Annotated in this window: 19 protein-coding genes and 1 riboswitch; of the genes, 6 read left to right on the top strand and 13 right to left on the bottom strand. The window is 61.5% G+C overall.

Features of this window, described 5'->3' with window-relative positions; genetic code table 11:
- The first annotated feature begins 104 nt into the window (after nt 1-104).
- From F3H35_RS12250 to F3H35_RS12240, 3 genes are all read left to right on the top strand, one after another.
- Complete coding sequence (locus tag F3H35_RS12250) at nt 105-1,088, top strand: branched-chain amino acid ABC transporter permease (RefSeq protein ID WP_149779870.1); 984 nt, start codon at nt 105-107, stop codon at nt 1,086-1,088.
- Nucleotides 1,081-1,830: an ABC transporter ATP-binding protein gene (locus F3H35_RS12245; RefSeq protein WP_149779869.1), complete on the top strand. Its 750-nt coding sequence runs from the start codon at nt 1,081-1,083 to the stop codon at nt 1,828-1,830. Before F3H35_RS12250 ends, F3H35_RS12245 begins: the two co-directional genes overlap by 8 nt.
- A 148-nt stretch (nt 1,831-1,978) precedes the next feature.
- On the top strand, nt 1,979-2,668 hold the full coding sequence (locus F3H35_RS12240; RefSeq protein WP_149779868.1) for an ABC transporter ATP-binding protein: 690 nt from the start codon (nt 1,979-1,981) through the stop codon (nt 2,666-2,668).
- An 86-nt stretch (nt 2,669-2,754) separates the two neighbouring features.
- Here F3H35_RS12240 and F3H35_RS12235 read toward each other — a convergent pair whose 3' ends face one another.
- From F3H35_RS12235 to F3H35_RS12195, 9 genes are all read right to left on the bottom strand, one after another.
- A complete protein-coding gene (locus F3H35_RS12235; protein ID WP_223228402.1) occupies nt 2,755-3,768 on the bottom strand; it encodes a HesA/MoeB/ThiF family protein in 1,014 nt (337 codons plus the stop codon).
- On the bottom strand, nt 3,747-4,343 hold the full coding sequence (locus F3H35_RS12230; RefSeq protein ID WP_149779867.1) for a thiamine phosphate synthase: 597 nt from the start codon (nt 4,341-4,343) through the stop codon (nt 3,747-3,749). Before F3H35_RS12230 ends, F3H35_RS12235 begins: the two co-directional genes overlap by 22 nt.
- A complete protein-coding gene (locus tag F3H35_RS12225) occupies nt 4,340-5,113 on the bottom strand; it encodes a thiazole synthase (RefSeq protein ID WP_007813173.1) in 774 nt (257 codons plus the stop codon). The genes F3H35_RS12230 and F3H35_RS12225 overlap by 4 nt, the downstream gene beginning before the upstream one ends.
- Before the next feature lie 3 nt (nt 5,114-5,116).
- Nucleotides 5,117-5,314: a sulfur carrier protein ThiS gene (thiS, locus tag F3H35_RS12220; RefSeq protein ID WP_149779866.1), complete on the bottom strand. Its 198-nt coding sequence runs from the start codon at nt 5,312-5,314 to the stop codon at nt 5,117-5,119.
- On the bottom strand, nt 5,292-6,281 hold the full coding sequence (locus F3H35_RS12215) for an FAD-dependent oxidoreductase (protein WP_149779865.1): 990 nt from the start codon (nt 6,279-6,281) through the stop codon (nt 5,292-5,294). Before F3H35_RS12215 ends, thiS begins: the two co-directional genes overlap by 23 nt.
- Nucleotides 6,278-7,096, bottom strand: a complete 819-nt coding sequence (thiD, locus tag F3H35_RS12210) for a bifunctional hydroxymethylpyrimidine kinase/phosphomethylpyrimidine kinase (protein ID WP_149780056.1) — start codon at nt 7,094-7,096, stop codon at nt 6,278-6,280. The genes F3H35_RS12215 and thiD overlap by 4 nt, the downstream gene beginning before the upstream one ends.
- A 52-nt stretch (nt 7,097-7,148) precedes the next feature.
- A riboswitch (TPP riboswitch) is annotated at nt 7,149-7,249 on the bottom strand.
- 48 nt (nt 7,250-7,297) lie between these two features.
- Nucleotides 7,298-9,268 carry an ABC transporter permease gene (locus F3H35_RS12205; RefSeq protein WP_149779864.1) on the bottom strand — a complete coding sequence of 657 codons (1,971 nt, stop codon included), beginning with the start codon at nt 9,266-9,268 and terminating at the stop codon, nt 7,298-7,300.
- Nucleotides 9,265-10,296, bottom strand: coding sequence for a quaternary amine ABC transporter ATP-binding protein (locus F3H35_RS12200; protein ID WP_149779863.1), 1,032 nt, complete (start codon nt 10,294-10,296; stop codon nt 9,265-9,267). The genes F3H35_RS12205 and F3H35_RS12200 overlap by 4 nt, the downstream gene beginning before the upstream one ends.
- A 78-nt stretch (nt 10,297-10,374) precedes the next feature.
- On the bottom strand, nt 10,375-11,325 hold the full coding sequence (locus F3H35_RS12195) for an ABC transporter substrate-binding protein (protein ID WP_149779862.1): 951 nt from the start codon (nt 11,323-11,325) through the stop codon (nt 10,375-10,377).
- Nucleotides 11,326-11,506: 181 nt separating this feature from the next.
- Here F3H35_RS12195 and torR point away from each other — a divergent pair, with 181 nt between their 5' ends.
- Nucleotides 11,507-12,199 carry a two-component system response regulator TorR gene (torR, locus tag F3H35_RS12190; protein WP_149779861.1) on the top strand — a complete coding sequence of 231 codons (693 nt, stop codon included), beginning with the start codon at nt 11,507-11,509 and terminating at the stop codon, nt 12,197-12,199.
- On the opposite strand, the gene F3H35_RS12185 is transcribed toward torR, so the two are convergent.
- Nucleotides 12,180-15,107 carry a response regulator gene (locus tag F3H35_RS12185; RefSeq protein WP_223228401.1) on the bottom strand — a complete coding sequence of 976 codons (2,928 nt, stop codon included), beginning with the start codon at nt 15,105-15,107 and terminating at the stop codon, nt 12,180-12,182. The genes torR and F3H35_RS12185 overlap by 20 nt on opposite strands.
- A gap of 93 nt (nt 15,108-15,200) precedes the next feature.
- On the opposite strand from F3H35_RS12185, the gene torT reads away from it, so the two are divergent.
- Nucleotides 15,201-16,247: a TMAO reductase system periplasmic protein TorT gene (gene torT / locus F3H35_RS12180; protein ID WP_223228400.1), complete on the top strand. Its 1,047-nt coding sequence runs from the start codon at nt 15,201-15,203 to the stop codon at nt 16,245-16,247.
- Between the two features lie 33 nt (nt 16,248-16,280).
- Here torT and speB read toward each other — a convergent pair whose 3' ends face one another.
- Nucleotides 16,281-17,243, bottom strand: a complete 963-nt coding sequence (gene speB, locus F3H35_RS12175) for an agmatinase (RefSeq protein WP_149779860.1) — start codon at nt 17,241-17,243, stop codon at nt 16,281-16,283.
- 633 nt (nt 17,244-17,876) lie between these two features.
- On the opposite strand from speB, the gene F3H35_RS12170 reads away from it, so the two are divergent.
- Complete coding sequence (locus tag F3H35_RS12170) at nt 17,877-18,932, top strand: sodium-dependent bicarbonate transport family permease (protein ID WP_149779859.1); 1,056 nt, start codon at nt 17,877-17,879, stop codon at nt 18,930-18,932.
- 183 nt (nt 18,933-19,115) lie between these two features.
- Here F3H35_RS12170 and F3H35_RS12165 read toward each other — a convergent pair whose 3' ends face one another.
- Both F3H35_RS12165 and F3H35_RS19190 read right to left on the bottom strand, forming a co-directional pair.
- Nucleotides 19,116-24,227, bottom strand: a complete 5,112-nt coding sequence (locus F3H35_RS12165) for a RecQ family ATP-dependent DNA helicase (protein ID WP_149780053.1) — start codon at nt 24,225-24,227, stop codon at nt 19,116-19,118.
- Nucleotides 24,228-24,348: 121 nt separating this feature from the next.
- Nucleotides 24,349-24,729 (bottom strand): HNH endonuclease, encoded by a 381-nt coding sequence (locus F3H35_RS19190; RefSeq protein ID WP_317510561.1) that lies wholly within the window; start codon nt 24,727-24,729, stop codon nt 24,349-24,351.
- Between the last annotated feature and the right edge of the window lie 592 nt (nt 24,730-25,321).

The following is a 25,321-nucleotide window of genomic DNA, read 5'->3' as shown; positions in this document are numbered from 1 at the left end:
CGCAGCCCCGGCGCAAGGCGCCTGGCCGCTGCGCGCACCCGGACAGCGCGCCCTTCCATTCCCCCGCGCCATGGCACCCCCAAATACAATCCCAGAGGCAGCCTATGACCCGCGAACGCCTGATCAACACGGCCCTTCTGCTGGGGCTTCTGGCGGTACCGCTCTGGGCCTGGGTCGCGGACGAGCCCTTCACCATCACCCTTGCCACCCGCGTGGCGATCCTCGCGCTGGCCGGTGTCGGGCTCAATATCGCGCTCGGCCTCGGCGGTCTGGTCAGCCTCGGCCATGCCGCCTTCTTCGGGATCGGCGGCTATGCGATGGGCATCCTCGCCAGCCATGCCCAAAGCTTCAGCCCCCTGATGGACAGCCCCGTCCTGATCGAAGGAACCAAATCCATGCCGGTGATATGGCTCGTCGCCATCATCACATCGGCCCTCGCAGCCCTGGTGATCGGCACCCTGTCGCTGCGCACCTCGGGGGTCTATTTCATCATGATCACACTCGCCTTCGGGCAGATGTTCTATTTCTTCGCGATCTCATGGCCCGCCTATGGCGGCGAGGACGGGCTGTCGATCTATGTGCGCAACGACTTTCCGGGCCTCAACACGCTCGATCCGATCCAGTTCTTCGGGATCTGCTTCGCCGCCCTTGCCCTGGCGCTATGGTTCAACGCCCGGCTGGCGCGCTCGCCCTTCGGACTTGCGCTCAACGCCGCGCGGCAAAACCCCACAAGGGTCGAGACGATCGGCCTCAGCCCGTTCCGCCTGCGGCTCACCGCTTTCGTGATCTCCGGCGCGATCACCGGTCTGGCCGGCGCGCTCTTCGCCGATCTCAACCGCTTCGTCAGCCCCACGATGTTCTCCTGGCAGATGAGCGGCGAGATCATGGTCTTCATCATCCTGGGCGGCGTCGCGCGGCTCTATGGCCCGGTCGCGGGCGCGGCGCTCTTCATCACGCTCGAACACATGCTGGGCGGGCTCTCCGAGTTCTGGATGATCTGGCTCGGCCTCCTTCTTCTGCTGGTGGTGCTCTTCGCGCGCGGCGGGGTGATCGGGCTTCTGGCGGGCAGACAGGTGGCCCATGACTGACACCATTCTTGCCACAGAAGGGTTAACGAAAGCCTTCGGCGCCGTGCGCGCCTCCGACAATGTCAGCCTCGACCTGCGCCCGGGCGAAATCCATGCCATCATCGGCCCCAACGGCGCCGGCAAATCCACCCTGATCGCGCAGATCTGCGGCGGCCTTGCGCCCGATGCAGGCCGCATCACCTTTCTGGGGCAGGACGTCACCGGCCTTTCCACCCGCGCCCGCGCCCGCATGGGTCTGGCCCGCACCTTCCAGATCTCGGCGCTGGCGATGGAAGACACGGTTCTGCAGAACGTCACCCTGGGCGCCTTGGGCGCGCGCGGCGGCCCCTTGGGGCTGATCCGCCCCGCATTGGCGCAGCGCGACCTGCGCGACACCGCCCTCGCGGCTCTCGACCGTGTCGGGCTGGCCGATCAGGCCGCCACCGTCACCGCCGAACTCAGCCACGGCCAGCGCCGGCAACTCGAAGTCGCGGTCGCCCTCACCCTAAAGCCCCACGCCTTCATCATGGACGAGCCGATGGCCGGCATGGGCGCCGAAGGCTCACGCCAGATGACCGGCTTTCTCGACAGCCTGCGCGACGAGGCCCCGATCCTGCTGGTCGAACACGACATGGACGCGGTCTTCGCACTCGCCGACCGGCTCAGCGTGCTGGTCTATGGCCAGATCATCGCCACCGGCACGGTGGACGAGATCCGCGCCAATGCGGATGTGCGCGCCGCCTATCTGGGGGAGGGATCATGACCGCCCGCCCCATGCCCGCCCGTGCCTCTTGGCGGCTTGCCCCGGATGCCTCCGGCGGGAGTATTTCGGGAACGATGAAAGCCTGTCTGCAGATTTCACCGTTCTTCAAATACTCGAAAAGCGCCGCAACCCGCCACGGAGACCCGCGATGAGCCTGCTTCGCCTTGACGCCGTCACGGCCAGCTATGGCGCGACGCAGGCGCTTTTCGGGGTGTCGCTCGATCTGGCCGAGGGCGAGGTGCTGGCGCTCATGGGGCGCAACGGCATGGGCAAGTCCACCACCATCAAAACGATCTGCCGGATGATCCCGGTACGCTCGGGCCGGATCACATTTGACGGAACCGATATCCTGCGCCTGCCCTCGCACCGGGCGGCGCGGCTTGGCCTGGGGCTGGTGCCCGAGGGGCGGCGTGTCTTTCCCAATCTCAGCGTGCATGAAAACCTGATCGCCGCCGCCCGACCCGGGCATTGGGATGTCGCGCGGGTGACCGGGCTTTTCCCGAGGCTGGCCGAACGGCGCACTCAGGGGGCTGCGACATTGTCGGGAGGCGAACAGCAGATGCTGGCCATCGGGCGCGCGTTGATGACCAATCCGCGTCTTCTGATCCTCGATGAGGCGACCGAGGGTCTGGCCCCCATCGTCTGGCAGGAAATCTGGTCGGCCATCGCCCGACTGCGCGCCGAGACCGGTCTGTCGATCCTGCTGGTGGACAAGTCGCTGGCCGAGCTGGGCCGGGTGGCCGACCGGGCCGTGATCCTGCAGCGCGGCGAGTCGGTCTGGTCCGGGGCCTTCGCCGAGCTCACGCCCGAGATCACCACCCGACTGATCGGCGTGTAACCCGCAGGCCCAAAGCCGTTTGCGTACGGGATGGACACAAATCCGGGCGTGCCGTGGCCTTTTCGTACCAAAGCCGTGTCGGTTTGTTACGGATCGTACGAAACCCGCAGCGTCGCAGGATCGCCGACAGCGACGAGAGCGATCTCGCCATCCCAGACCTGCCGCAACCGCTCGGCCGCCTGCCAGGATCGCAGCCCCGACCGGCAGACCAATACTGCACGTTGTGACGGACCGGGACGCGGCCCGTCCGGGCCGAAAGCCGCGACGGGCAGGCGGTGGGCATCGGCGCGGATCAGCGGGGCTTCGTCCTCGCTTCGTAAATCCACAATGAAATCATCGGTCTCGATGGTCCGGGGCGCAATGAAGCGCGGCGACCAGTCCGGCTCGGGCGCATCCGAAAACCGAAAGCCGCCAAACCGCATCGTCACCGCATCGACCGTCACCAACTGCCCAAGCGGGCTTGGCGCCAGCCCCGCCAGCACCGAAAGGGCCATCTGCGCCTGAAGGCTGCCGACCATGCCCACGACCGGCCCCAGCACGCCATCCTCGGCGCAATTTCCCATGGTTTGCGGCAAATCCGGGAAAATCGCCCGCAAACTCGGGGCACCTGCGCAAAACCCGCCTGCATATCCCGACATTTGCGTGACGGACGCGCTGATCAGCGGAAGGGTCTGAGCCAGGCAATGATCCGACAGGATGTAACTGGCGGCGAAACTGTCCGCGCAATCCAGAACAAGGTTAACGCCATGGCACAGATCGGCGGCTGTGGCCGGGTCCAGCTTGTCGCAGACCGGCTCGATCACCGTCTCGGGATTGAGCGCGCGCATCGCCTCGGCGGCAGCAACCGCCTTGGGCCGTCCGACATCGCTGGAGCGGAAAATCGTTTGGCGGTGCAGGTTTGTGACATCCACCACATCGTCGTCGACCAGCCGGATATGTCCCAGCCCGGCCCCCACGAGATACTGCAGCACCGGGGCTGCCAGCCCGCCTGCGCCCACGACCAACACGCGCGCGCTCTGTAAACGCGTCTGTGCCGGCGGGCCAAAGCCGGGGACCGCGATCTGGCGGGCATATCGGCTCATCGCGTCGCGTCCAGCCATGCGCGCACCCGGTCTTCGGGGCTGTCGTGCCATGTGATATCGGTGACCGCCGAAACGATATCGGCCCCCGCCTCGAAGGCGCCGGGCGCGCGTTCCACGCTCATGCCACCGATGGCGACCAGCGGGATATCTCCGATCAACCCCTTCCATTCGCTCAGTTTTTCCAGCCCCTGCTGATGCCACTTCATCTTCTTGAGCTTGGTGGGATAGATCGGGCCGAGCGCCACATAGTCGGGATCATGGCCAAGCGCCCGGTCCAGCTCGTCGCGGTCATGGGTGCTGATGCCGATCCGCAGACCGGCCCGGCGAATCGCCGCCATGTCGGCCACATCCAGATCCTCCTGACCCAGATGAATCCAGTCACAGTCCAGATCCATCGCCAGCTTCCAATAATCGTTCACGATCAATGTGATACCGGAATTCTGACAGATGGTTTTCGCTTTGGCGATCTGATCGCGCAGCTCTGGCTCGGGCTGGTCCTTGATCCGCAGCTGCACCAGTTTGATGCCAAGGGGCGCCATTCGTTCCAGCCAGCGGACATCGTCGAAAATGGGATAGAACCGGTCCAGCGTCATTCCAGAAAGGCCTTTCCTATCAGAGGAGTAGAGGGGGCCGCCATATCGCGCGGCTCCATCGGATCGGCCTCATACGCCAGCCTCCCGGCCTCGACCGCGCGGGCAAATCCTTCGGCCATGGCCGCAGGGTCTCCGGCCTTGGCCACGGCGGTGTTGAGCAGCACGGCGTCAAACCCCATCTCCATCGCCTGAGCGGCCTGACTGGGCAGGCCGAGCCCGGCATCCACCACCATCGGCACATCGGGAAACTGCGCCCTAAGTGTCCGCAAACCATAGATATTCGTGAGCCCCAGGCCTGTGCCGATCGGGGCGCCCCATGGCATCAGCACCTTGCATCCCGCCTCGAGCAGCCGGTCGGCCAGCACGATATCCTCGGTGGTGTAGGGAAACACCTCGAAGCCATCATCGGTCAGGATGCGGGCCGCCTCGACCAGTCCGAAGGGATCGGGCTGCAGCGTGTCGGCATGGCCGATCACCTCGAGTTTGATCCAGTTGGTCTCGAAAAGCTCGCGCGCCATCTGCGCCGTCGTCACCGCCTCGCGCACCGAATGGCAACCGGCGGTATTGGGCAGCACCTTGACGCCAAGCTGGCGCACCAGATCCCAGAAGGCGGCACCGGCGCGCTCGGTCCCGGCTTCGCGCCGGACCGACACCGTGGCGATCCCCGCGCCCGAGCGGCGAAATGCCTGTTCCAGAATGGCGGGCGACGGATAGAGCGCCGTGCCCAGCATCAGGCGCGACTGCACCTCGGTTCCGTAAAACGTCACCATGTCTCAGCCCCCCTGCCTTGGTGCGACGATCTCAAGCCGGTCGCCGTCCTGCAAGGTCGTTGCGGCACGGCTCGCCGCAGGCACAAAGGCCTCGTTCACTGCCGTCGCGACCTTGGCCTCACCATAGCCCAGTTCGATCAGCACCGCATCGAGCGTCGTGCCCGAAACCTCGTGGCTGTCACCGTTCACCGTGATCTTCATCCATCACCTCCGGAATTTTGCCATCCAGCACCAGATCCGCCACCATCCGCGCCAGCGCTGGCGCCAGAAGAAAACCGTGGCGAAACAGGCCGTTGACAAGGATCGTATCGCCCCACCGCCGAATACGCGGCAGGTTGTCGGGAAAGGCCGGGCGCGCATCCACACCGATCTCGAGGATCTCCGCCTCGCCGAAGGCGGGATGCAGGGCATAGGCCGCGCTGAACAGCTCGGTCACCGAGCGCAGGGTCGCGCGATGCCGTTCGCCGCTTTCGATCTGGGTGGCGCCCAGCATGAACACCCCGTCGCCGCGCGGCACGATATAAAGCGGATGGCGCGGATGCAGCAGGCGCACGGGGCGACGAAGGTCTATGTCCGGAGCGCGCAGTACCGCCATTTCCCCCTTTACCCCACGCAGATCGCTCAGCACATCCCGCGCCGCAAGTCCCCGGCAGTCGATCACCAGCCCGCCCACATCATCGGCGCGCTCGAGCACCGGCACATTCCGGTCATCCAACCGCTGGCGCAGATGCGCGAGCGCGGCGCGCGGCGCGATATGGGCCTCGTCGGGGAAAAACAGCGCCCGGTCGAAGCGCCCTTCGAGCTGCGGTTCCTTCTCGGCGAGGGTCACGCGGTCGAGCCGTTCGTGCCGTTCGGTCCGGCGCGCGAAGCGGTCAAGCTCGCTGCGGTCGCGGCCAAGCGCCACGACAAGCGAGCCTTCGTGGCTCACGTCGACGCCCTGCGCCTGCCACCAGCCCGCCGCTTCCTGCCCCAGCCTGACCACGGGTTCTTCGGCTGACTCGCCCTCGCAGAACGGCGCAAGCATCCCCCCGGCCCACCACGAACAGGCATGTGCGCCGGGGCTGGGCTGCGGATCGACCAGACGCAGCTCTATTCCGCGCGCGACCAGCTCCGTGGCAACGCACAGACCAGCGACGCCAGCGCCGAATATGGTGACGTCAGCGCTCATGTCCAAAGCTCGTGGAAGTGATGTACCGGTCCATGCCCCTGTCCAACCTGTAGCGTATCGGCCGCGGCAATCGCCCCATGCAGCCAGCCATGCGCGCGGCGCAGCGCTTCATCCAGCGGGTGCCCATGCGCCAGTTCGGCCGCAATCGCCGAGGATAGCGAGCAACCGGTGCCATGGGTATTCCCCGTCGCGATGCGTGGCGCCTTGATGGAAACCGTACCCGCCTTCGTGACCAGCATATCGGTGCAGACCGGCCCATCGGAATGGCCACCTTTCATCAGAACCGCCGCCGGCCCCATCGCCAGCAGCGCATGGCCCTGCGCCTCTACCTCTTCCGGAGAGGCCGCCGGCGCGCGCCCCAGAAGGCGCGCGGCTTCGGGCAGGTTCGGGGTGAGGACCGTGGCACGAGGCAGCAGGTGTTCGATCAAAGCGCCAACCGCGTCATCGGCCAGAAGCGGATCACCGGACTTGGCCACCATGACCGGATCCAGCACGATCGGGCCGCTATAGCCTGCAAGCGCATGCGCCACGGTTTGCGCGACCGCCGCGGTGCCCAGCATCCCGATCTTGATGGCATCGGGCGGGATGTCCGTCAGGACCGACGCGATCTGCGCGGCGATCATCGCCTCCGACACAGGCTCCACCGCCTGAACGCCGATGGTGTTCTGCGCCGTGATGCCAGTGATCGCGCTTGCGCCATAGACTCCGCGCGCCGAAAAGGTCTTGAGATCGGCCTGAATACCCGCACCTCCGCCACTGTCGGAGCCTGCGATCGTCAGCGCCTTGGGCGGGCTGGCCTTGGGTGATGGTGTCATCATGCGCTCCCCCGGTGAGGGAAGACGGATTGTCCGACGCTTGGCTCTGTGGCCTCAGGTCAGGTCCGTTCCCTACGCCGGCATTGTCCGGATCAGGTTCGATGGGTTGGCTGCGCCTCTCAGCCCCATGACGGGACACCCCAACGGATACGGCTCAACCTAGAACCATGCCAAACGAAGTTCAAGCGGCACGAAGCGGATTTACGTCTCGAGCCCAAGGGCCTTGCGGCGGCGATTGGCCCAGACAGTAATCAGATGATCCACCATCAGCCCCATGAACGCCACGGCCAGCCCCAGAACCAGCCCCTTGCCCACATCGCTGGACGACAAGGCGCGCTGCATTTCCTGCCCAAGATCCTGCGTGCCGATGAAGGCCGCGATAATGACCATGAAAAGCGAGAACATCACCGACTGGTTCACCCCCACCATGATCGTCGGCAAGGCCAGCGGCAGGCGCACCGACCACAAGGTCTGCCGCCGCGAGGCACCCGACATGTTCGCCGCCTCGATTTGCGCCACGGGCACATTGCGCAGCCCCTCGATCGTGTAGCGGATCAGCGGGACTGCCGCGAACAGCACCACCGCGCCCACCACAGCCACGTCATTGACACCGAACAGCATGATGACCGGGATGAGGTAGATGAAGCTTGGAAAGGTCTGCAGCGTGTCGCAGATCAGCAGAACGGCGCGCGCGCGGCTTTCGCTGCGGCTTCCCCAGATGCCAAGCGGGAACCCGATCAGCGTGGCCAGAAACACCGCGAAAGTGACCGTGTAGACGGTAATCATGGCGCGGTCCCACCATCCCGTCATGGCGATCAGGCCGAAATACGCCAGACAGATCAGCGCCGAGCGCCGTCCGCCAACGGCCCAGCCCACCGCCATCAGGAACACCAGCACCGCCGAGAACGGCAACCACAGCATCGCATCGCGCAACGGGATCAGCACCCAGACGATCAGGAACCACCGGAGCCACTGGGTCACCGGGTCCAGAACCATGATGACCCAGTCCATCATCGCATCCAGAGGATCCGCCAGACTGAACGCGTCGCGTCGCCCGATTTCATGGAGGACCGGGAACATCAAAGACAGCCCCCAGAAAACACCGACCAGAACGGCCCAGACCAACAACAGACGGTGACGGATCAGCCATGAGGTGCCCTTTTCGATATGCTCCGGCTGGCGCGTGGCCCAGGCTTTGGAACACCGGTCCAGCATGACCGCCAGCAGCACGATCGTGATGCCGATCTCGATCGAGCGGCCGATCTTGAGCGCCTGCAGAAGTTGCAGCAATTTCTGCCCCAGTCCCGGCATCCCGATGAAGCTTGCCAGAACGACCATTGCAAGACACTGCATGATGACCTGATTGACGCCCACCAGAATTTCGGTCCGCGCGGTCGGCAGGCGCACATGGCGCAGCAATTGCCAGCGCGTGGCGCCGGCCATATGCCCCGCCTCGACCACTTCGGGCGGGACTTTTTGAAGACCCAGCAGGGTCATGCGGATCATCGGCGGGACAGAAAAGATGATCGTGACGATCGCGCCGGCCTTCGGCCCGACCCCGATGAACACCACAACCGGGATCATATAGGCGAAATGCGGCAGGGACTGCGCGACATTCAACAGGGGATTGAGCACCATCCGAAACCCTGCGCTGCGCCATGCCATCGTGCCAAAGACCAGCCCGAGCAGGATCGACAAGGGGGCTGCCACGATGATGACCGACAGGGTCTCCATCGTCCATTCCCACTGGCCCATCACCGCCACCCAGACAAAGGTCAGCCCGGCGAACATCGCCAGCCGCCAGCCGCTCAGGTAATAGCCGATCATGGCGGCGGTAATGGCGATCACGCTCCAGGGGATCGGGCCAAGTCTCGGCCAGCGGTTCTTGCCGTAAAGCAGGTTGGCCGTGATATCCAGCAGCCACTCCACCCCATCGGCGAAGGCGCGGGTGACGTGGATCAGGCCGAGATCGTCGCGCAGAAAGTCGAAAAAGGCGTTGATCCAATCCGCAAACGGCCAGACCATCCATGCGGGTGGACGCACAAGACCCTCGGGCAGAACGCCCTTGCCCACCGTCAGGACCAGTGCCGCCATCAACAGGATCTGGGCCACACGCATCCGCACGTCATGACGGGCATCGACATGATGCGCGTTTGTCGACAGTGCCGTCATTCCTTGGCCCCCAGCAGGACATCAAGCGCCTTTTGCCGGTCCAACCCCCCGATGATCGCGCCATCCGGTCCGGCCACCGGCAGGATCAGACGATCATCATTGACCAGCAGCCGCGCCAGCTGGGATATGGTCTTGCCGCCATCCACGGCCGCGCCGGTCAGGTCATGGCCATTGACGGGTTGCATCATCGCGCTGGCATGAACCACGCGGGCTTTCTCGATATCCTCGATGAACTTCGCGACATACTCTGTGGCGGGTTCCATCACGATCCGGTCGGGCCGGTCGCATTGTTCGACAGCACCGTCCTTCATGATCGCGATCCGGTCGGCAAGGCGCAGCGCCTCGTCGAAATCATGGGTAATGAACACGATGGTCTTGCCCAACAGCCCCTGCAGGCGCAGGAATTCATCCTGCATCTCGCGGCGGATCAGGGGATCGAGCGCCGAGAATGGCTCGTCCAGAAACCAGATATCCGGCTCGATCGCGAGGCTGCGGGCGATGCCGACGCGCTGTTGTTGGCCACCGGACAATTCGCGCGGGAAGTAATCCTCGCGGCCGCCCAACCCCACGAGCTCGATCACCTCGAGGGCGCGGGCACGGCGGGTGTGGATATCCTGCCCTCGCATCTCAAGCGGAAAGGCGACGTTCTCGAGCACCGTGCGGTGCGGCAGAAGCCCGAAGCTCTGAAAGACCATACCCATCTTGTTGCGGCGCAGGTCGATCAGTTCTTTCTCGGACAGATCGCCGATCACCTGCCCCTCGACCCGGACCTCGCCCCCGGTGATCTCGATCAGGCGCGACAGGCAGCGCACAAGCGTCGACTTGCCCGATCCGGAAAGGCCCATGATGACCAGCATTTCGCCCTTGGAAATGTCCAGAGACACATCCCTGACGGCGGGCACATATCCATCGGCCCGGATTTGGTCGAAGCTGGCGGCAGGATCGAGACCGGCAAGATAGGCGCCCGGCCGCGGCCCGAACAGTTTCCAGACTTTACGACAGGACATCACCATATCGGTGTCGGTCATCTAAGGGTCTCCTTGCGCAGATCATGCCGCCCCGCCAGACATGGCGGGGCGACCAGTCAGGATTTGAAAGGCAGGGACTTATGCGCCGCCTTCGACCCAGGGCTTCCAGATGGCCTCGTTCTGCTCAAGCCATTCGGCGGCAGCATCTTCCGGCTCGAACTCGTCGATATCGACAAGCTTGGCCATTTCAGCGATCTGGGGATTGGTGAAGCTGATCTTCTCGAGAACCGAGTACGCGTTGGGCCACTTGTCTTTCATCCCGTCCCATGCAGCCTTTTTCAGATAACCGTTCGCAGGGTTGCCACAGTCGTAGGTTGCCGAGGGGTTCGGGCCGACAGCAGGATCAGTCTTGCAGCCCTCACTGTATGTCGGAAACTCGACAAACTCGCCTGGATAGAGTGCTTCGACAAAGTTGGGCGTCCAGTTGAAGATCACGACTGGGCGCTTGTCACGTTCGGCGGCGGCCACTTCAGCCCACAAAGCCGAAGCGGAACCGGCATTCACGACAACGAAATTCATGCCAAGCGCATCGACACGCTCTTGGTCGTGCTTCAGCCAGTCAACCGGACCGCCAAGAAAGCGCCCTTTGTCGCCCGTTTCGGGCGTGGCGAAAAGTTCGGCGCAGGCGTTGAGGGCTTCCCAGTCAGGCAGACCCGGGCACGATTCCTTGGTCCATTCCGGATACCACCAATCCTCGCGGGTGACGGCATCATGGTCACCCACATCATGCAGGCCGCCTTTTGCCAGCGCCGCTTCGAAGGACGGCCCGAACGCACCTTCCCAGACTTCAAGCTCGAGCGTCACATCGCCAAGACGTACGGATTCATACACCGCCTGACTGTCGGTCGAGACATATTCGACGCTGTTGCCCATGGATTCAAAGATCTGACCGACGACATGGCTCATGACGATCTGGCTGGACCAGTTGTGAGTCGGAATGATGATCGGATCGCTACTGTCCTCGGCAAAGGATGCCGTTGCGGACGAGACGGCCAGCACAGCAGCCGACATGATGACTTTGGTTCGCATTTTCTTTCCCCGTTGTTTGACTCGTTTTTATTCTTCGAGCGCGGACATGATTGGCAAACCAGGCCCGTGCTGGGGAAATCCTAGGCATCGTTTGTGAACAGGTAAGGCGCATGGGGTGAACAGCCTATACTAAGATGTATAAATTTGTTAATGGAGTGGTCGTCCAATACCTCCGAGGCAGATGTCACACATCCTCATCATAGAAGACGAGCCTGTCACGCGCGCCACCCTGACAAGTTATCTCGAAGCACAGGGATATGACGTGTCCGAGGCGGCAAGCGCCGACATCGCCGAGCGGATCCTTCGGGATCAGCCCGTGGATCTGCTTCTTGTGGACATCAATCTGCCGGGCAAGGACGGCTTGAAGATCACGCGCGAACAACGGGCGAAATCCGATATCGGTATCATTCTGGTCACCGGGCGCGATGATGACGTCGATCGCATCGTCGGGCTGGAGATGGGTGCGGACGATTATGTTTGCAAACCCTTCAACCGTCGCGAGCTTTTGGCACGGATCAAGAACCTGCTATACCGCACCAGCCGGTCGGCGCACGGATCGCGGCAGGTTTATCGGTTCTCCGGCTATGTCTTCGATCTGCGCGCCCGGCGACTGGAAAACGAAGACGGGGCGGCCGTGACCCTGACGCGGGCCGAATTCGAGGTTCTGCAGCATTTCGTGACACGCCCCGGCGAGGTGGCAAGCCGTGATGCTCTGATGGCGCGGGTCACACATCGGCAATATGGCACCAATCCCCGCACCGTCGACGTTCTGATCCGCCGCCTGCGCACCAAACTGGAGCAGGACCCGGCAAGCCCCGCGATCATAACTACCGTGCATGGCGAGGGATATGCTTTCACATCGCATGTGACCTGACGGCTTCGTTCTGCCGTAATGCGGCGGCCATGGCGTCTCCCAGTTGCGGCATCAATGCCGACAAGCGCTGAACAAGGATGCGCGCGCGGTCATGTTGCGCGGCACTGGCATTGGCCTCGAGCTGGGCCAGAACCTGAACCACGTCATGCTGATCGTAGTTGCCGATCGCACCTTTCAAACGGTGCGCGATCTTTTTCAACTCGTCCCAGTCTTCGGCCTCGAGCGCGGCTTCCAGCGCCGCCTGCTCGATCGCGATCTGTTCGATGAAAAGCCCGGCGATCCGGCGCGCGGAGTCGGCGCCGAAATCCTCGATATTGCGCCGCAGCACCGTCTCGAGCGAGACCATGCGCGACATCGCCTTGGAGACCGGCATACGCGACGACAGGAAAACCGCGCCCTGCTGGCCCTGCCTGACACTGTCCAAGGCGCGGGCCAGACGCTCTGGCGCCACGGGTTTGGCCACAAAGCCGTTCATGCCCGCCTGCAAATGGCTTTCGATCTGCTCCTCCTGCACATGCGCCGAAATGCCGATGATCGGCGTTGCCGAAACAGCCACATTCGCATGGGCGCGGATCTGGCGTGTCGCCTCGACCCCGTTCACTCCCGGCAGGTTCACATCCATCAGGATCACATCGAAGCGACGATGCTGCAAAAGCGCGAGCGCCGTCTCGGCATCGGACAGGCAATGGCATGTATGCCCCATCCGCTCCAGATAGCCGCGGGCAACCATCTGGTTGATCTCGTTATCCTCGACCACCAGAATATCCAGTGCGACCTCGGCACGGTCGATTGTTTCGGGGCGGGCCATGTCCTCAAGATCCGATGGATTGCCGGATTCCAGATCAACCGCCAGCGTAAAGACCGACCCCACCCCCTTGGTGCTTTCAAGGGTCAGGGTCGCACCGATGGCATCGGCAAACCGCTTGCTGATGGCAAGGCCAAGCCCCGTGCCGCCAAACTTGCCGCTCGTGGCGCCATCCTCCTGTTCGAAGGCCTCGAATATCCGGGCCTTGGCCGCCTGCGCGACACCGCGCCCCGTATCGCTGATCTCGAAGATCACCCGGTGCGCATCGCCTTGTGCCCAGCCGGCACGCAGCCGCAGGATCACTTCTCCTTCCTCGGTGAATTTGAGCGCGTTGGACAACAGGTTGAACAGGATCTGCCGCAGCTTGGCGACATCGCCCCAGACGACATCCACAAGCGTATCCGGCATATCCAGAAGCAAGTGCAGACCCTTTGAATCGGCACTAGGACGGATAAGCGCCATCACGTCGGTGACCAGATCATGCAGCGAAAAAGTGGCATTCACCGGCTGAATGCCGCCATGCTCGATCTTGGAATAATCGAGGATGTCATTCAGAATCTGCAGCAGGTTCTGCCCCGATGCATAGGCCGCGCCCAGTCTATGGCGCTGTTCGGGATCCAGCCGATCCTCGGACAGGCTGTGCAGCAAGCCCAACATGCCGTTCATCGGCGTGCGGATTTCATGGCTCATCATCGCCAGGAATTCCGACTTGGCTCTGTCGGCGGCCTCGGCCTCGCGGCGGGCTTCGTCATGGGCGGCCACTTCAAGACGCAAACGCTCGGTCTGCTCGGACACCATTTTCTGCAGATTGTTGCGATGCTCCAGCAATTCGCGTTCGTTGCGGTCGCGCTGCCTTTCAAGATCGCGTTTGGCGATGGCTTGCTGGCGGAACACCTCGGTCGCTTCTTCCATTCGGGCGATCTCGTCATTGCCGCGCGGACGGATCTTGCGGTCGAGATTGCCCCGTGCAAGGGCCGTCATCTCCCCATGCAGTCGGTCAAGCCGACGGGTGATGTGGCCACGCACGAAAAACCACAGAACGGCCATTGCAAGAACAAGCCCCACAATGGCGGCGGCGCTGTTGCGGATCTGCGCCTGCCGCATGTCCTGTGCAACGATCTCGCCGGAGGTGACAGCGACCTGCTGCAACTGGTCCGCCACGGCCGAGGCCTCTTCGCCAAGCCGAATGGCGGCATCCTGAAGCTCTTTTTTCAGGGCGTCGATCCCAAGTCCACTCAACAGGATGCTGCGCTGCAGATCGAACAGGGTTACGTCATCCTCGGTGACCGACTGCAATTCCGCCAGAAGGCGCTCCGCCTGCTGCAGACGCCCCGGATCACGGATGGCGGCGATCCGGCGCGACACCACGGCAAGCTCGGGCAGGAACGCCGCTTCCACCGCTTCCAGCTCCTCGACGGTCGCGGTCTCTTCGATGCGGTTGATCAACAACCCCACCTCGGCCGCCCGCGAGCGCAGTTCGAACATCAGGCCAAGCTGGAACAGATCGACTTCCAGAAGCTTGTCCAGCGCGGCAACCGTGCCTGCGCCTTCCAGCCCGGCATTGGTCTCGCCATAGAGACTGGAGATGACAGCCGTCGTCGCCATTTCGGCGTTGGCGACAAGCGTATCGGCCATATCGAGAAGCATGTTGGCCGCGTCCAGATTCAGCGCAACGCGGCCATGAAACACGTCGCGTTCCGCAATCCGCTGCTCGACCATATCGTCCAGCATCGCAAGTGCAGTTTCCACCTGGGCGATGGTTTCGCGCAAGGTGACGATACGGGCACCGCTGTTGCCCTCAAGCCGTTCAAGACGTGTGGCAAGGGCTTCGACCTGCTTGCGCAGATCACCCGACAGCGCCTCGCGATCGGGCTGGTTGTCCACATCGGCCAGCCGCGGAACAAGCGCCACGATACTCGTGCTTTCCTCGGCAATGCCACGGACATCGGTAATTGCCGGGATCGTCTGACGGATCACGTCGGACTGTTTTCTGACAAGGTCGCGCAGCTCGATCAGCCCGAGAAAACCCGCCAAGGTCGGAAGCCCCGCGATCAACACGAAGGCGAACAGCAGCTTTCCCCGCAATCCCGCTTGTCTCAACACGTGTTCGCCCCGAGTGCCGTCCCATCCGCAAAAGTGCGGGCTTGCCGCTTGAAACAGTTGCTGCGGACCCACATTGCTGCAACCATATCACCCATGCGCTGGTTCTGTGTTCTTTTTCTCGTCGTGGCCCCGTTGGCGGCCGCATCCTCTCCTTGGCAGTTGCAGGTTCCTCAGGCGCCTTTCGACTACGAGGGGCCAAGCGATATCGTGACCTACACGCCACTCGACACCGCGCAGCAGGACTGGTCGCTTTGTGTCGCCTACCCGCATCTCAAGGATGCCTATTGGCTCAGCGTCAATCACGGGATGGTCGAAGAGGCGCGCAGGCTGGGTGTGTCCTTCAAGCTGGTCGAGGCGGGCGGCTATCCCAATCTTGACCGTCAACGACAGCAGATCATCGACTGCGTGGCCGAAGGTGTGGATGCGCTTATCCTCGGAACCGTCGCCTATGACGCGTTGACCGATACGATCCTCCAGATCGCCCGGGATATCCCCGTGATCGCAGCGGTCAATGATATCGCCGATCCCGGCATCACCGCCAAGGTGGGCGTATCCTGGGTGGAAATGGGCGCCGCCGCTGGCCGTGTCATTGCGCAACGCCACCCCAAGGGAAGCCCGGCAGTGAAAGTGGCCTGGTTTCCCGGTCCGAAAGGGGCGGGCTGGGTGCAATTCGTCGAACGCGGCTTCCACGCCGCGATCGCCGCGAGTTCAGCCGAGATCGCGGTGACCAAATACGGAGATACAGGCCGCAAGGATCAGGTTTTGCTGGTCGAGCAGGCCTTGCAGGAAGTTCCCGATCTCGACTATGTCGTCGGGTCCGCGCCCACCGCCGAAGCTGCGGTGTCTTTGCTGCGCACGCGGGGCCTTGAAGGGCAGGTGCAGATCGTCTCGGACTACATGACCCATGCGGTCTATCGCGGAATATACCGCCAGAAGATCCTTGCCGCGCCGACGGATTTCCCGGTTCTGCAAGGCAGGCTTGCCGTGGAATTCGCCGTGCGCGCCATCGAAGGCAGCCTTATCCATCGTCAGGCTGGGCCGGTCATCTTCCCTGTCGTGGAAGGCCAGATCACCGAGGAGCAGTTGTCCGAAACCCTTGCGCCAGCCAGTTTCATACCGGTTTTCGAATTCTCGCCCTGACCGGGGCGAGGATACCGACGCATCTGCGTGCTCTCAGCCATGCGCAGCGGCGTAGAGGCACAGCATGTCATTGGCGATCGTCGCGGCCGCCAATGCCGTGATATCGGCCACATCATAAGCCGGAGCGACTTCGACGACGTCCATGCCCACAAGGTTCACGCCAACCATATTCCTAAGCGTTTCCTGCGCCTGGTAAGGGCTTAGACCACCGATCACCGGCGTGCCGGTACCTGGGGCCGAGGCGGGTTCCAGCGCGTCGATATCAAAGGTCAGATAGGTCTTCTGGTCCCCGACGATGCGCTTGATCTTTTCGGCAACCGCCTGCGGCCCGGTCCGGTGCATTTCGATCGCGTCTATGATGTTGAAGCCAAGTGGCTCGGGATTGTGCGTCCGGATGCCGACCTGAACCGAGCGCGAAGGATCAACCAGCCCGTCGCGGACTGCGTGCCACAGCATCGTGCCATGATCGATCCGTCCCGCCTCATCGGCCCATGTGTCGGTATGCGCATCGAATTGAACAAGGCTCAGAGGCCCGTGTTTCTCGGCATGGGCTTTCAGCAGCGGGTAAGTGACGAAATGATCGCCACCGATCGACAGAAGCGCCGTATCCGTTGCCAGAACCGCGCGCGCCTGATCGGCGATCTCATTGGGGATATTCGCCGGATTTCCGTAATCGAACTGGCAATCCCCGTAATCCACCACGGCAAGTTGCTCGAACGGGTCCTTTTCCCAAGGCCATGGGGCAGACCAGGCAATATGGCTCGAGGCGGCCCTGACAGCCCGTGGCCCAAGGCGCGCGCCCGAACGGCTGGACACCGCCAGATCAAAGGGCACACCCATAATGGCGACATCGGCACCGCTCAGATCGCGGGTGTAACGCCGCCGCATGAAGCTAAGAGCACCTGCATAGCTGGCTTCAGCCACGGTCCCAAAGTCCGACGTTCGGGTAAAGGCCTGATCGCCCGTTCTGGGGGTAACGTTGGACTCCTTTGCCATAGGTGCTTTTCTCTTCTTCAAATCCGAATGGGACCAGATTGCATGAGATGGCCTATATATGTAAATCGCGCCACAGATATATATTTTTACGTATGTGAGAGCCTGTCACGTCCGACACGAAGAACGATGCGCGGCTTGCCGCCTTGTGCTCCACGCGGGACGATACTCTGGACTTGGCGCGTCTGTTCCGAACCGTCGGCACGGGTCCGTTTTCCCGTGACGCCAAGTCTGCTTCTGCGCCGGATCTGTCACGTCGAGACTATCGTCGCGACCAGACATCCAGCATCGCATCCGCCCATATGGGCTTCAGCTTATTGTGCTCACCTTCCTGCGCCCGCAGCTTCTTGGCATCCAATAACGTCATGCCGCCAAACCAAGCTTTTATATGTATAGAAGGTCGCGCCGATGAGGCTGTAGCGCGGTTTTGTGCCGGGGTTCTCAGCCGGAAGAAATGCGGATGGCAAAAGGCACACGCAAACCCGGTGATCCAAGAACTTTGGCTCGACACCTCCCCCTTCATAGGGATCAATTAAGTTCTATTTTTTAGAACTAAAATGGCCGAAAGATGTATTTTTATTTATACTCGCTTTGCGCCAAATGAGGGCCAACGCAATCAGAAATGGCTTAGCCCTCATGGAAATCATCGTCGAAATCTTGACCACTATCCTGTCTCAGTTTCAGAAGCCAACACTTGCCTTTCTGATCGGCGGTATGCTTTTGGCAGCCCTTGGCAGCCGCCTCGAGGTTCCCGAACCCGTTTACAAACTGGTCGTTCTCCTTTTGTTGATGAAGGTCGGCTTGGGTGCAGGCATCGCGGTGCGTGGCGCAAATTTAATGGAACTGGCGGTTCCGGCACTCGGAGCGACCATTGCCGGGATCGTTATCGTCTTGATCGGACGAGCAATTCTCTTGCGGCAGCAAGGTGTGTCTCCAATGGACGGCATGGCAACAGCCGGTCTCTTCGGAGCCGTGTCTGCCTCCACTCTTGCAGCGGCAATGGGCATGTTGGACGCCGAAGGCGTGGCCTATGAAGGCTTTATCGGCGCCTTGTATCCCTTCATGGACGTGGCCGCTCTTTTAACTGCCATAACACTGGCAAGAATGAGTGCAGCGCGTAGCATTGTGTCCACTCCGGATGAGGCCGGTACGGCCACGATGACCATGGGCGGCAATGGAAGTGGCTTCAACGGAACGTTTGTTAAGGACATCCTGGTTGATACACTCAAGAGCCCGGCAATATCGGCGCTTTTGCTTGGCTTGGCGCTTGGTCTGTTTGCAAGGCCGGAAACGGTCTACGCCAGCTTCTATGAGCCACTGTTTCACGGCCTTCTGTCACTGCTGATGCTTGTGATGGGAATGGAAGCTTGGGCGCGGCTGGCGGATCTTCGCAAAGTAGCCCATGTGTATATTCTTTACGGCATTCTTGCACCATTCGTGCATGGCGCGATCGGGTTCGCGATCGGTATGGCCGCCAATCACTTCACAGGATTTTCAGCAGGTGGCGTTGTGCTTCTCGCCGTGATGGCATCTTCGAGCTCGGATGTTTCCGGACCACCGACGCTGAGAGCCGCATTGCCCGAGGCAAATTCCTCTTCCTATATCGGGACCTCGACAGCACTCGGAACTCCAATCGCGATCCTGTCAATCCCGCTTTGGATGGCCCTTGCCGAAGCAATGATCGCCGGATGAGATCCATGGATAGCACAGCACGCCGTTTTCTGCCCAAAGTGGCGGTTCTGGCGATGATGCATGGAAAAGAGCCAGCGCTTGGCCCGCGTCAATGTGAACGACCCTTCGCGGTCCCTCATCACAAGTGGAGCGAACGACCGCTTGACTGCCCTACTTGCTGTTTTGGTCCTTTCTGAAAACGCTTTAAGCCCGCTTGATCTCTTCGAAGACCAGTTCAGGCACAACGACTTCCCAATTGGCGCGTTTCAGCAGGTAGTGAAAACGCTCATCGGCATCTTCTTTGCGCCAATGAATGATGGCCGCGATCTCGCCGGTGACAAACTTCGTGCCAATCGGTGGCGCAAATGCTTTTGACATCCGCCCGAGGGCCCGTCCTCGAACATCCTCGATCTGCCAGCGATCCCCGACTCTGGAGAGCCTGACTGGCGCGCCGACCTGTGCTTGGGCAATCGCGTCATGAACAATGTGCCGATCACCCTGGCGCCCTGCGAATGACAGGTCGACCATCTTCATTTCTGGAGATTGAAAGAACCGGCGGGGGCCGGGGACTGTCGCCAAGTCGGACACCACGTGCCGCTTGACCACGGAAGGCGACTCGGTGGGAAGGTATTCGTGATTGTCGTTGCTCATGACGATCAAATTGCGCCGTGCACGTGTCATGGCCACATAGAACAATCGTCTCGGCGCGTCCTGATCTTCGTTTCGCGAGGGCCGTTCCCAACCGCCATCCATGATCACCACATCGTCGAATTCGAGCCCCTTAGAGCGGTGTGCTGTCAACAATTTTAGGCCACGCTGTTCGCCCCATGAATCCTTCGACCATTCAGCGAACCATTCAATCACGTCAGGGGTCGGGAGCGATTTGCCATCAACTTCACGCGCGAGTTGACCAAGCCCCTCGCCGATCCGGTCAGTCCAACGGCTTGCCGGTATCGCGTTCAGGTTTTCGGTCAGGTCGCCCAAGCTGACCATGGCCCCGTGCCTCTCGCGCAGGCCACCGATAAACCTTTGCATCTCACGGGTGCGCCACACACTAGGCAAGCTCTCGTTCGCCATTTCGACGGGAATTCCATGCGCCTCGGCAAAGTCTCGGACCGGCAGAAGCTTGCGCCAATCACGCGAAATGATTGCCGCCCTCTTCCAGCTCCAATCCGGGATCAGTTTTGACAGGCGGATCATCTCGTTGACCGCCGCAAGGGCCTGCGCGTCATTTCCGGCCGGGCAGCCAAGGATTTGGACCCGTCCCTGTGCAACCGGGTCGAGGTCTTCCATAATACCCCCAGCCGGCTCCTTTTGCCGCGCTTGGTCTACTGTAATCCCATGCGCTGTTTTCATACGTTCCCGAGATCCTTCGATCACGGCGTTCGCTGCGCTGATGATATTTTTCGACGAGCGGTAATTGTCGGTCAGAAAGACCGGCTTGGCTGAATAATCCTGTTCGAATTGCCGAATGTGGCGCACCGATGCGCCAGCAAATGCATAGATATTCTGATCGTCATCGCCGACAGCGAACAGGCTGATCCGTTGATCGGGATCATCGATGCTGCGGCCGGCCACCGCAGCAATCAAGGCGTATTCCTCGGGCCCCACGTCCTGATATTCGTCCACGAGAATCCAGCGAAATCCCTGGATCAAGGTCTCTCGCAAGGCTTCGGCCTCGACTTTGTCCAGCCCGTCGCCACGCAAAAGACGCGCCGCATCGGTCAGAAGCGTCTCAAAATCAGGGTCATCGGCCGCTTCCCGTCCGGCGAAACTCGCACCAACCAAGCGCATGGCTAAGGCATGGATGGTCAAGACCGTAACGAAGCGTGCATCTTCACCAATCAATAGCCGCAGGCGTTCCCGGATCTCGGCGGCCGCGTGACGATTGTAGGCGAGCACCAATATACCGTTTGGATCTTCACGCTTGATCCTGACCAGATAGGCAACACGATGGACCAGCACGCGAGTCTTGCCTGATCCGGGCCCCGCGAGCACTAGAACATTGGTCTGTTCCCGGTCGTCACGCACGATCTGCTCTTGTGTCGAGTTCCCCAGATTGTCGACGATCTCGGCATAGGACTGGGGCGTTGCCTGCCGTCTGAACTCCGAAATTTTCCCCGGCATCCAAGCTTTCATGAAATCGGACTGCTCCATTGCGAAATAGTCATGCGCGAGCCGTTGGGCCTGATCGATATCGTCGATGCCTTTGGTCGCATAAGCCGCCATCACGTGGGTCTGGACGGTCTGTTCGCTATAGTGATCTTCGAGCGGCGCAAAATGCTGGGTGGTAAAGCCGCCGCCTTTCGGATTGATGTGCAACGTCATGGCGGAGCGGAACACGGACAATCCCTTGCCCAGAGTGACCACCTGCTGTTCGTGCAGCCAAAGAAGCGCGCGGTCCATCAGTTTCGACGGATCATTGACGGATGCCCTTAACAGCGCATCGCTGTTGACCGCCGCAAGAAGGTCGCCAAGCGTGGTCTCGACAGGAACATCCTTGCCACGCAGGCCGGCCTGAACCTTGTCGATCAAGTATGAAACCAACCGCTCTGCGGCCTGCCTGCGAAGCTGAGCGGTCTGCTCGATTACAGCCCATGATCTTTGCATCCGCACCATGAGGCTGCCTTTGGACACCTTGCGCAGGCCGATATTGCCTTTGCCGCCATCCATGTCGCGGCCATCCTGCGCAATCCCACGGAGCAACCCCTCGACGATATCGGGCCGTACGGAGGCGTGTCCCTGCTCCCGCAGGGCCTGCGCCACCGAGGCCAGGTGGCAGGGCCAAGCCTCGTTGATGTCCGTGTCCGGCGCTTGCTCTCTAAGGATCGCAATCAGGTCGGCTTCCAACCGGGATGCCGCTTCGAACCGCTTCGGCGAGGCGTTCTCGACACGCACATGCACGAAAATGGTGATGTTTGTATCATCCTTTGCAATCCCCAGAGCCTCAAGATCCGCCAAAGCCTTGCGCACGCCAGACGCCGTCAGCCCACTCACCCCACAAAGCTCGTCCGTAGTGATGCCCTCTTCTTGCGGCGCGTTGATGATATGCTGCACGATGGTGGCCAGATCCCCGCGCCGCCGCTCAGTGATCTCGGCGGTCGCAAGGATGTCAACGACCTCCTGCATGCTCCTTACCCGGAGCGAGGCGGGAAACACCTGCACCCGGTTTTCTTCGCGGTTCAGAAGGTGCGATTCTTCCAGCCAGGCGACGGCAGTTTTCACCCGCGTATCGTCGGTATTGCTGTCCCTCTGGAAATCCCGCTCTTTCTCTTCGTGAACAATCTCACCGGGAGTGGCGACTATTTCACCGCCTTTTCCGGTTCGAGTATCAAGGCGCCGAAGCGCCTTCAGGATCGCGCCGATTTCATGCCGCGCGAGTCGAGACCGCGCACTGAGGCTGAACTGACGATCAACGTCTTCGGTATTGAACAGAAGAACGCAGTTTGCAGACTCGCGATCCCGTCCGGCGCGCCCTGCCTCTTGAAGGTAGTTTTCCAGCGACCCAGGCACGTCAGCGTGAACCACGAGGCGAATGTCCGGCTTGTCGACCCCCATCCCAAAGGCATTGGTGGCCGCGATCACGCGCAGATTGCCGATACGGAAGTCCTCCTGGATCTCTCGCTTGTCATCGGCGCTAAGTCCCGCATGATACCGCTCCGCGGCGATGCCTTGTTGCTTTAAGAACTCCGCCACGCGCTCGGTGGCGTTTCGCGTCGCACAATAAACAACAGCCCCCGACACGCCCTCGCGCGGAAGCCGGGCCTCTATCGTGTCGAGTATATCGGCCATCTTGGTTGCGCGCTGCGTTGGCAGCACTTGGAAGCTCAGGTTCGACCGCGATGCGCCACCGTCGATCAACACCAGTTCGGCCCCCAACCGCTCTTTGAAATGACTGCGTATGTCCTGCACAACGTCCGGCTTTGCCGTTGCGGTCAAACAAAGCACCGGAGCCGGTTCGTCGCCTGAGCTTTCCTTGATAAACCGCGAAACGTAGCGATAGTCGGGTCGGAAATCGTGTCCCCATTTGGACACGCAGTGTGCCTCGTCCAGCACCCAAAGCCCCACCTCGCGCTGTGCCAGAACGGACCGAACTGTTATGCTGCGTAATTGTTCGGGGGAAATCAAAAGGATCGCTGCATCCCCAAGCCGCACCTTGTCGAGCGCATCCTGACGCTCGGGCAAAGACAATAACCCGTTTATCGTAACCGCCGAGGAAATTCCGGCACGTACCAAACCCTGTACCTGGTCCGCCATCAGCGCCACAAGCGGCGATATGACGACGGTCAAGGCCCCGGTCTTGTCAAACCGAGACAGCGCGGGGATCTGATAGCAGATGGATTTGCCCGTGCCGGTCGGCAGGATGCCCAACAGGTTGTCGCCTTCCATGGCCGCGGCCACGATCTTTTCCTGAAGCGGGCGTCCGTGCTCGTCGACCGGTTCCGGGCGGAAACTTGGAAAGCCGAACCAGCGTTCGAGTGCACGCGTGGGATCATTGTGCTCCGCGCAATAGGCACAGTGCGGATCACGACAATTCGTGTCCCTCAGGTCTTTGACGAGCCGTGCTGCGTCACGGAACTGCGCACGCACCCAAGGCGGCATGACAGAATCCCCACCAGCTACCGAAACCCAGGCCAGGGCATATGCCATCGGCCAGCCCAGGCCCGTGTCGGCGAGCCGCTCGAGCAAAGCGTCCAGCTGGACGTCGCAGACCGCCCGTTTTAGCAGCGTCCGAATGGCCACGTGCGCTTCAGCTTCAGTCGGGATGGGCGCCCCGCGCACGTCGCTGAACAACCGATCAAACCCGTTGCTAGCGGGTCCTCGGCAGCAAAGCCAGTGATAGGCAATCATCGTCTCTGGCGACGCCATGTTCAGCGATACGAACGCATCGATCTGGTTGCGAAGGACCTCGAACACAAGACGCGCGTCGAACTCAGGATCGTTGACGTGACCACTTTGAAGCCGCCCATCGCGGTAGTGTTTGACCAGATGATGATATGGATTGCGTGGGAACGCCAAGGGGTTGAGCCAAAGCGTGTCAATCGGTCCATCCGCAAGCTTTGCGAAGCGCGGCGAGACCGCCATGAGATGCGGCAGGTCATGGCGCAGAATATTGTGTCCAATGACATGTGCGAAACCGGCGCAATACAGGTCGAGTTTTTCGAGCGCGGCCTTCGGGTCACCTTTCCGATGAACAACCCCCTCTTCCTCGCCTTCCGGCACCGCTGCAAAGGCGAATATCCGGGCCTCCTTGGGATCGACCTCCAGATCAATCGACAGACAGCGTGACAAGATTTTGGATTGTTCCCGCCGCATTTGAATACTGCTCATTCCCGGCAGATCAGCCTTGGGCGCTTCGGGCTGCTGTGGTCGGCTACGGCCAAGCGCTTTCGATATGCCGCGGGAAATTATGTTTTTCATAATGCCAGATTAATCTTTATTTCCAAGGAGCGGACCCCGCGGCAGCCATTTGAGCAAAAATGTTCTCCCGATGCCATGCCAGATTTGCGGGATGTAGCCAGTTTCTTTTGCCCTCAGGCTTCCAGATCTTTCCATCCGGACCTGACAGCCGGTCGACGACATCACCCAGCACCTTGTCGCGAGACACGAGGATGGTTTCGTTGTCATCAGCAACCGAGATCAGCCCGGGATCAAACATCCAATGCAATGTACCTGACAGCGCCAGCCCGTTTCCTACGAAGTCGCTGCCATTGCGTTGGATCGGGCGGATATGGCCTGCGTGCACCTCCGGGCGCCTTCCGCCGTTTCTGAGCTTAAGCCCGGACACGGCGCAGCGGTCGTCGTAAGCCTCGCGCACCTTCCACTAAACGCGACGTCCCGGTATGGGCGCCGTGCGAGACGTGCCAGAACCGGACGCTCGAAAATTCCGGCCTCCGCGGCCACCTCAAAACCCTCCGACTCGTATCGTGTCGCCTCTTGCCTCTTCAGGCCTTCAGGCAGCCCCAATCGCACAATCCGAGCGAAATCCTCATCCATGAGGCGCCGAACCGCAAGCTGCGCGCCTCCACCCCTCTTCGGGCTGCCGGGGCCGGCAGCAAAGTGGCATCACGAGTTATTTGAAGCCAGATACTTGGATCTAGAAAAATTGTGTAGTTACCGCCGCTTATTGCAAGAACTCTGACATTTCCCGCTGTCGTTTTCCGGGCCCTTCAGCCCATTCCCCCAAGTTGTTCACAATGTTGGTCGATGCAGCTGGATGAAACCCGTGGGGTCACCAGGAAGGCGCCGCAAGAGATTGACGGGGCCTGTAAAATCGTAGCGAATTATGGAAGCCACACTTCCAAACCAGAGAAACCGTCAGGGAGGGCCTGTGAAACCGGCGGCATTCTTTCGCATCATCGGACCTGTATGTGTGCCGAGCCTCTTGCTGGGTCTGGGATTTTTCGCCG

Source organism: Roseovarius litoreus, assembly GCF_900142765.1.
GTDB classification, from domain to species: Bacteria; Pseudomonadota; Alphaproteobacteria; order Rhodobacterales; family Rhodobacteraceae; genus Roseovarius; species Roseovarius litoreus.
The sequence above is the reverse complement of the archived record's forward strand: the minus strand, read 5'-3'. Positions and strand labels throughout refer to the sequence as shown.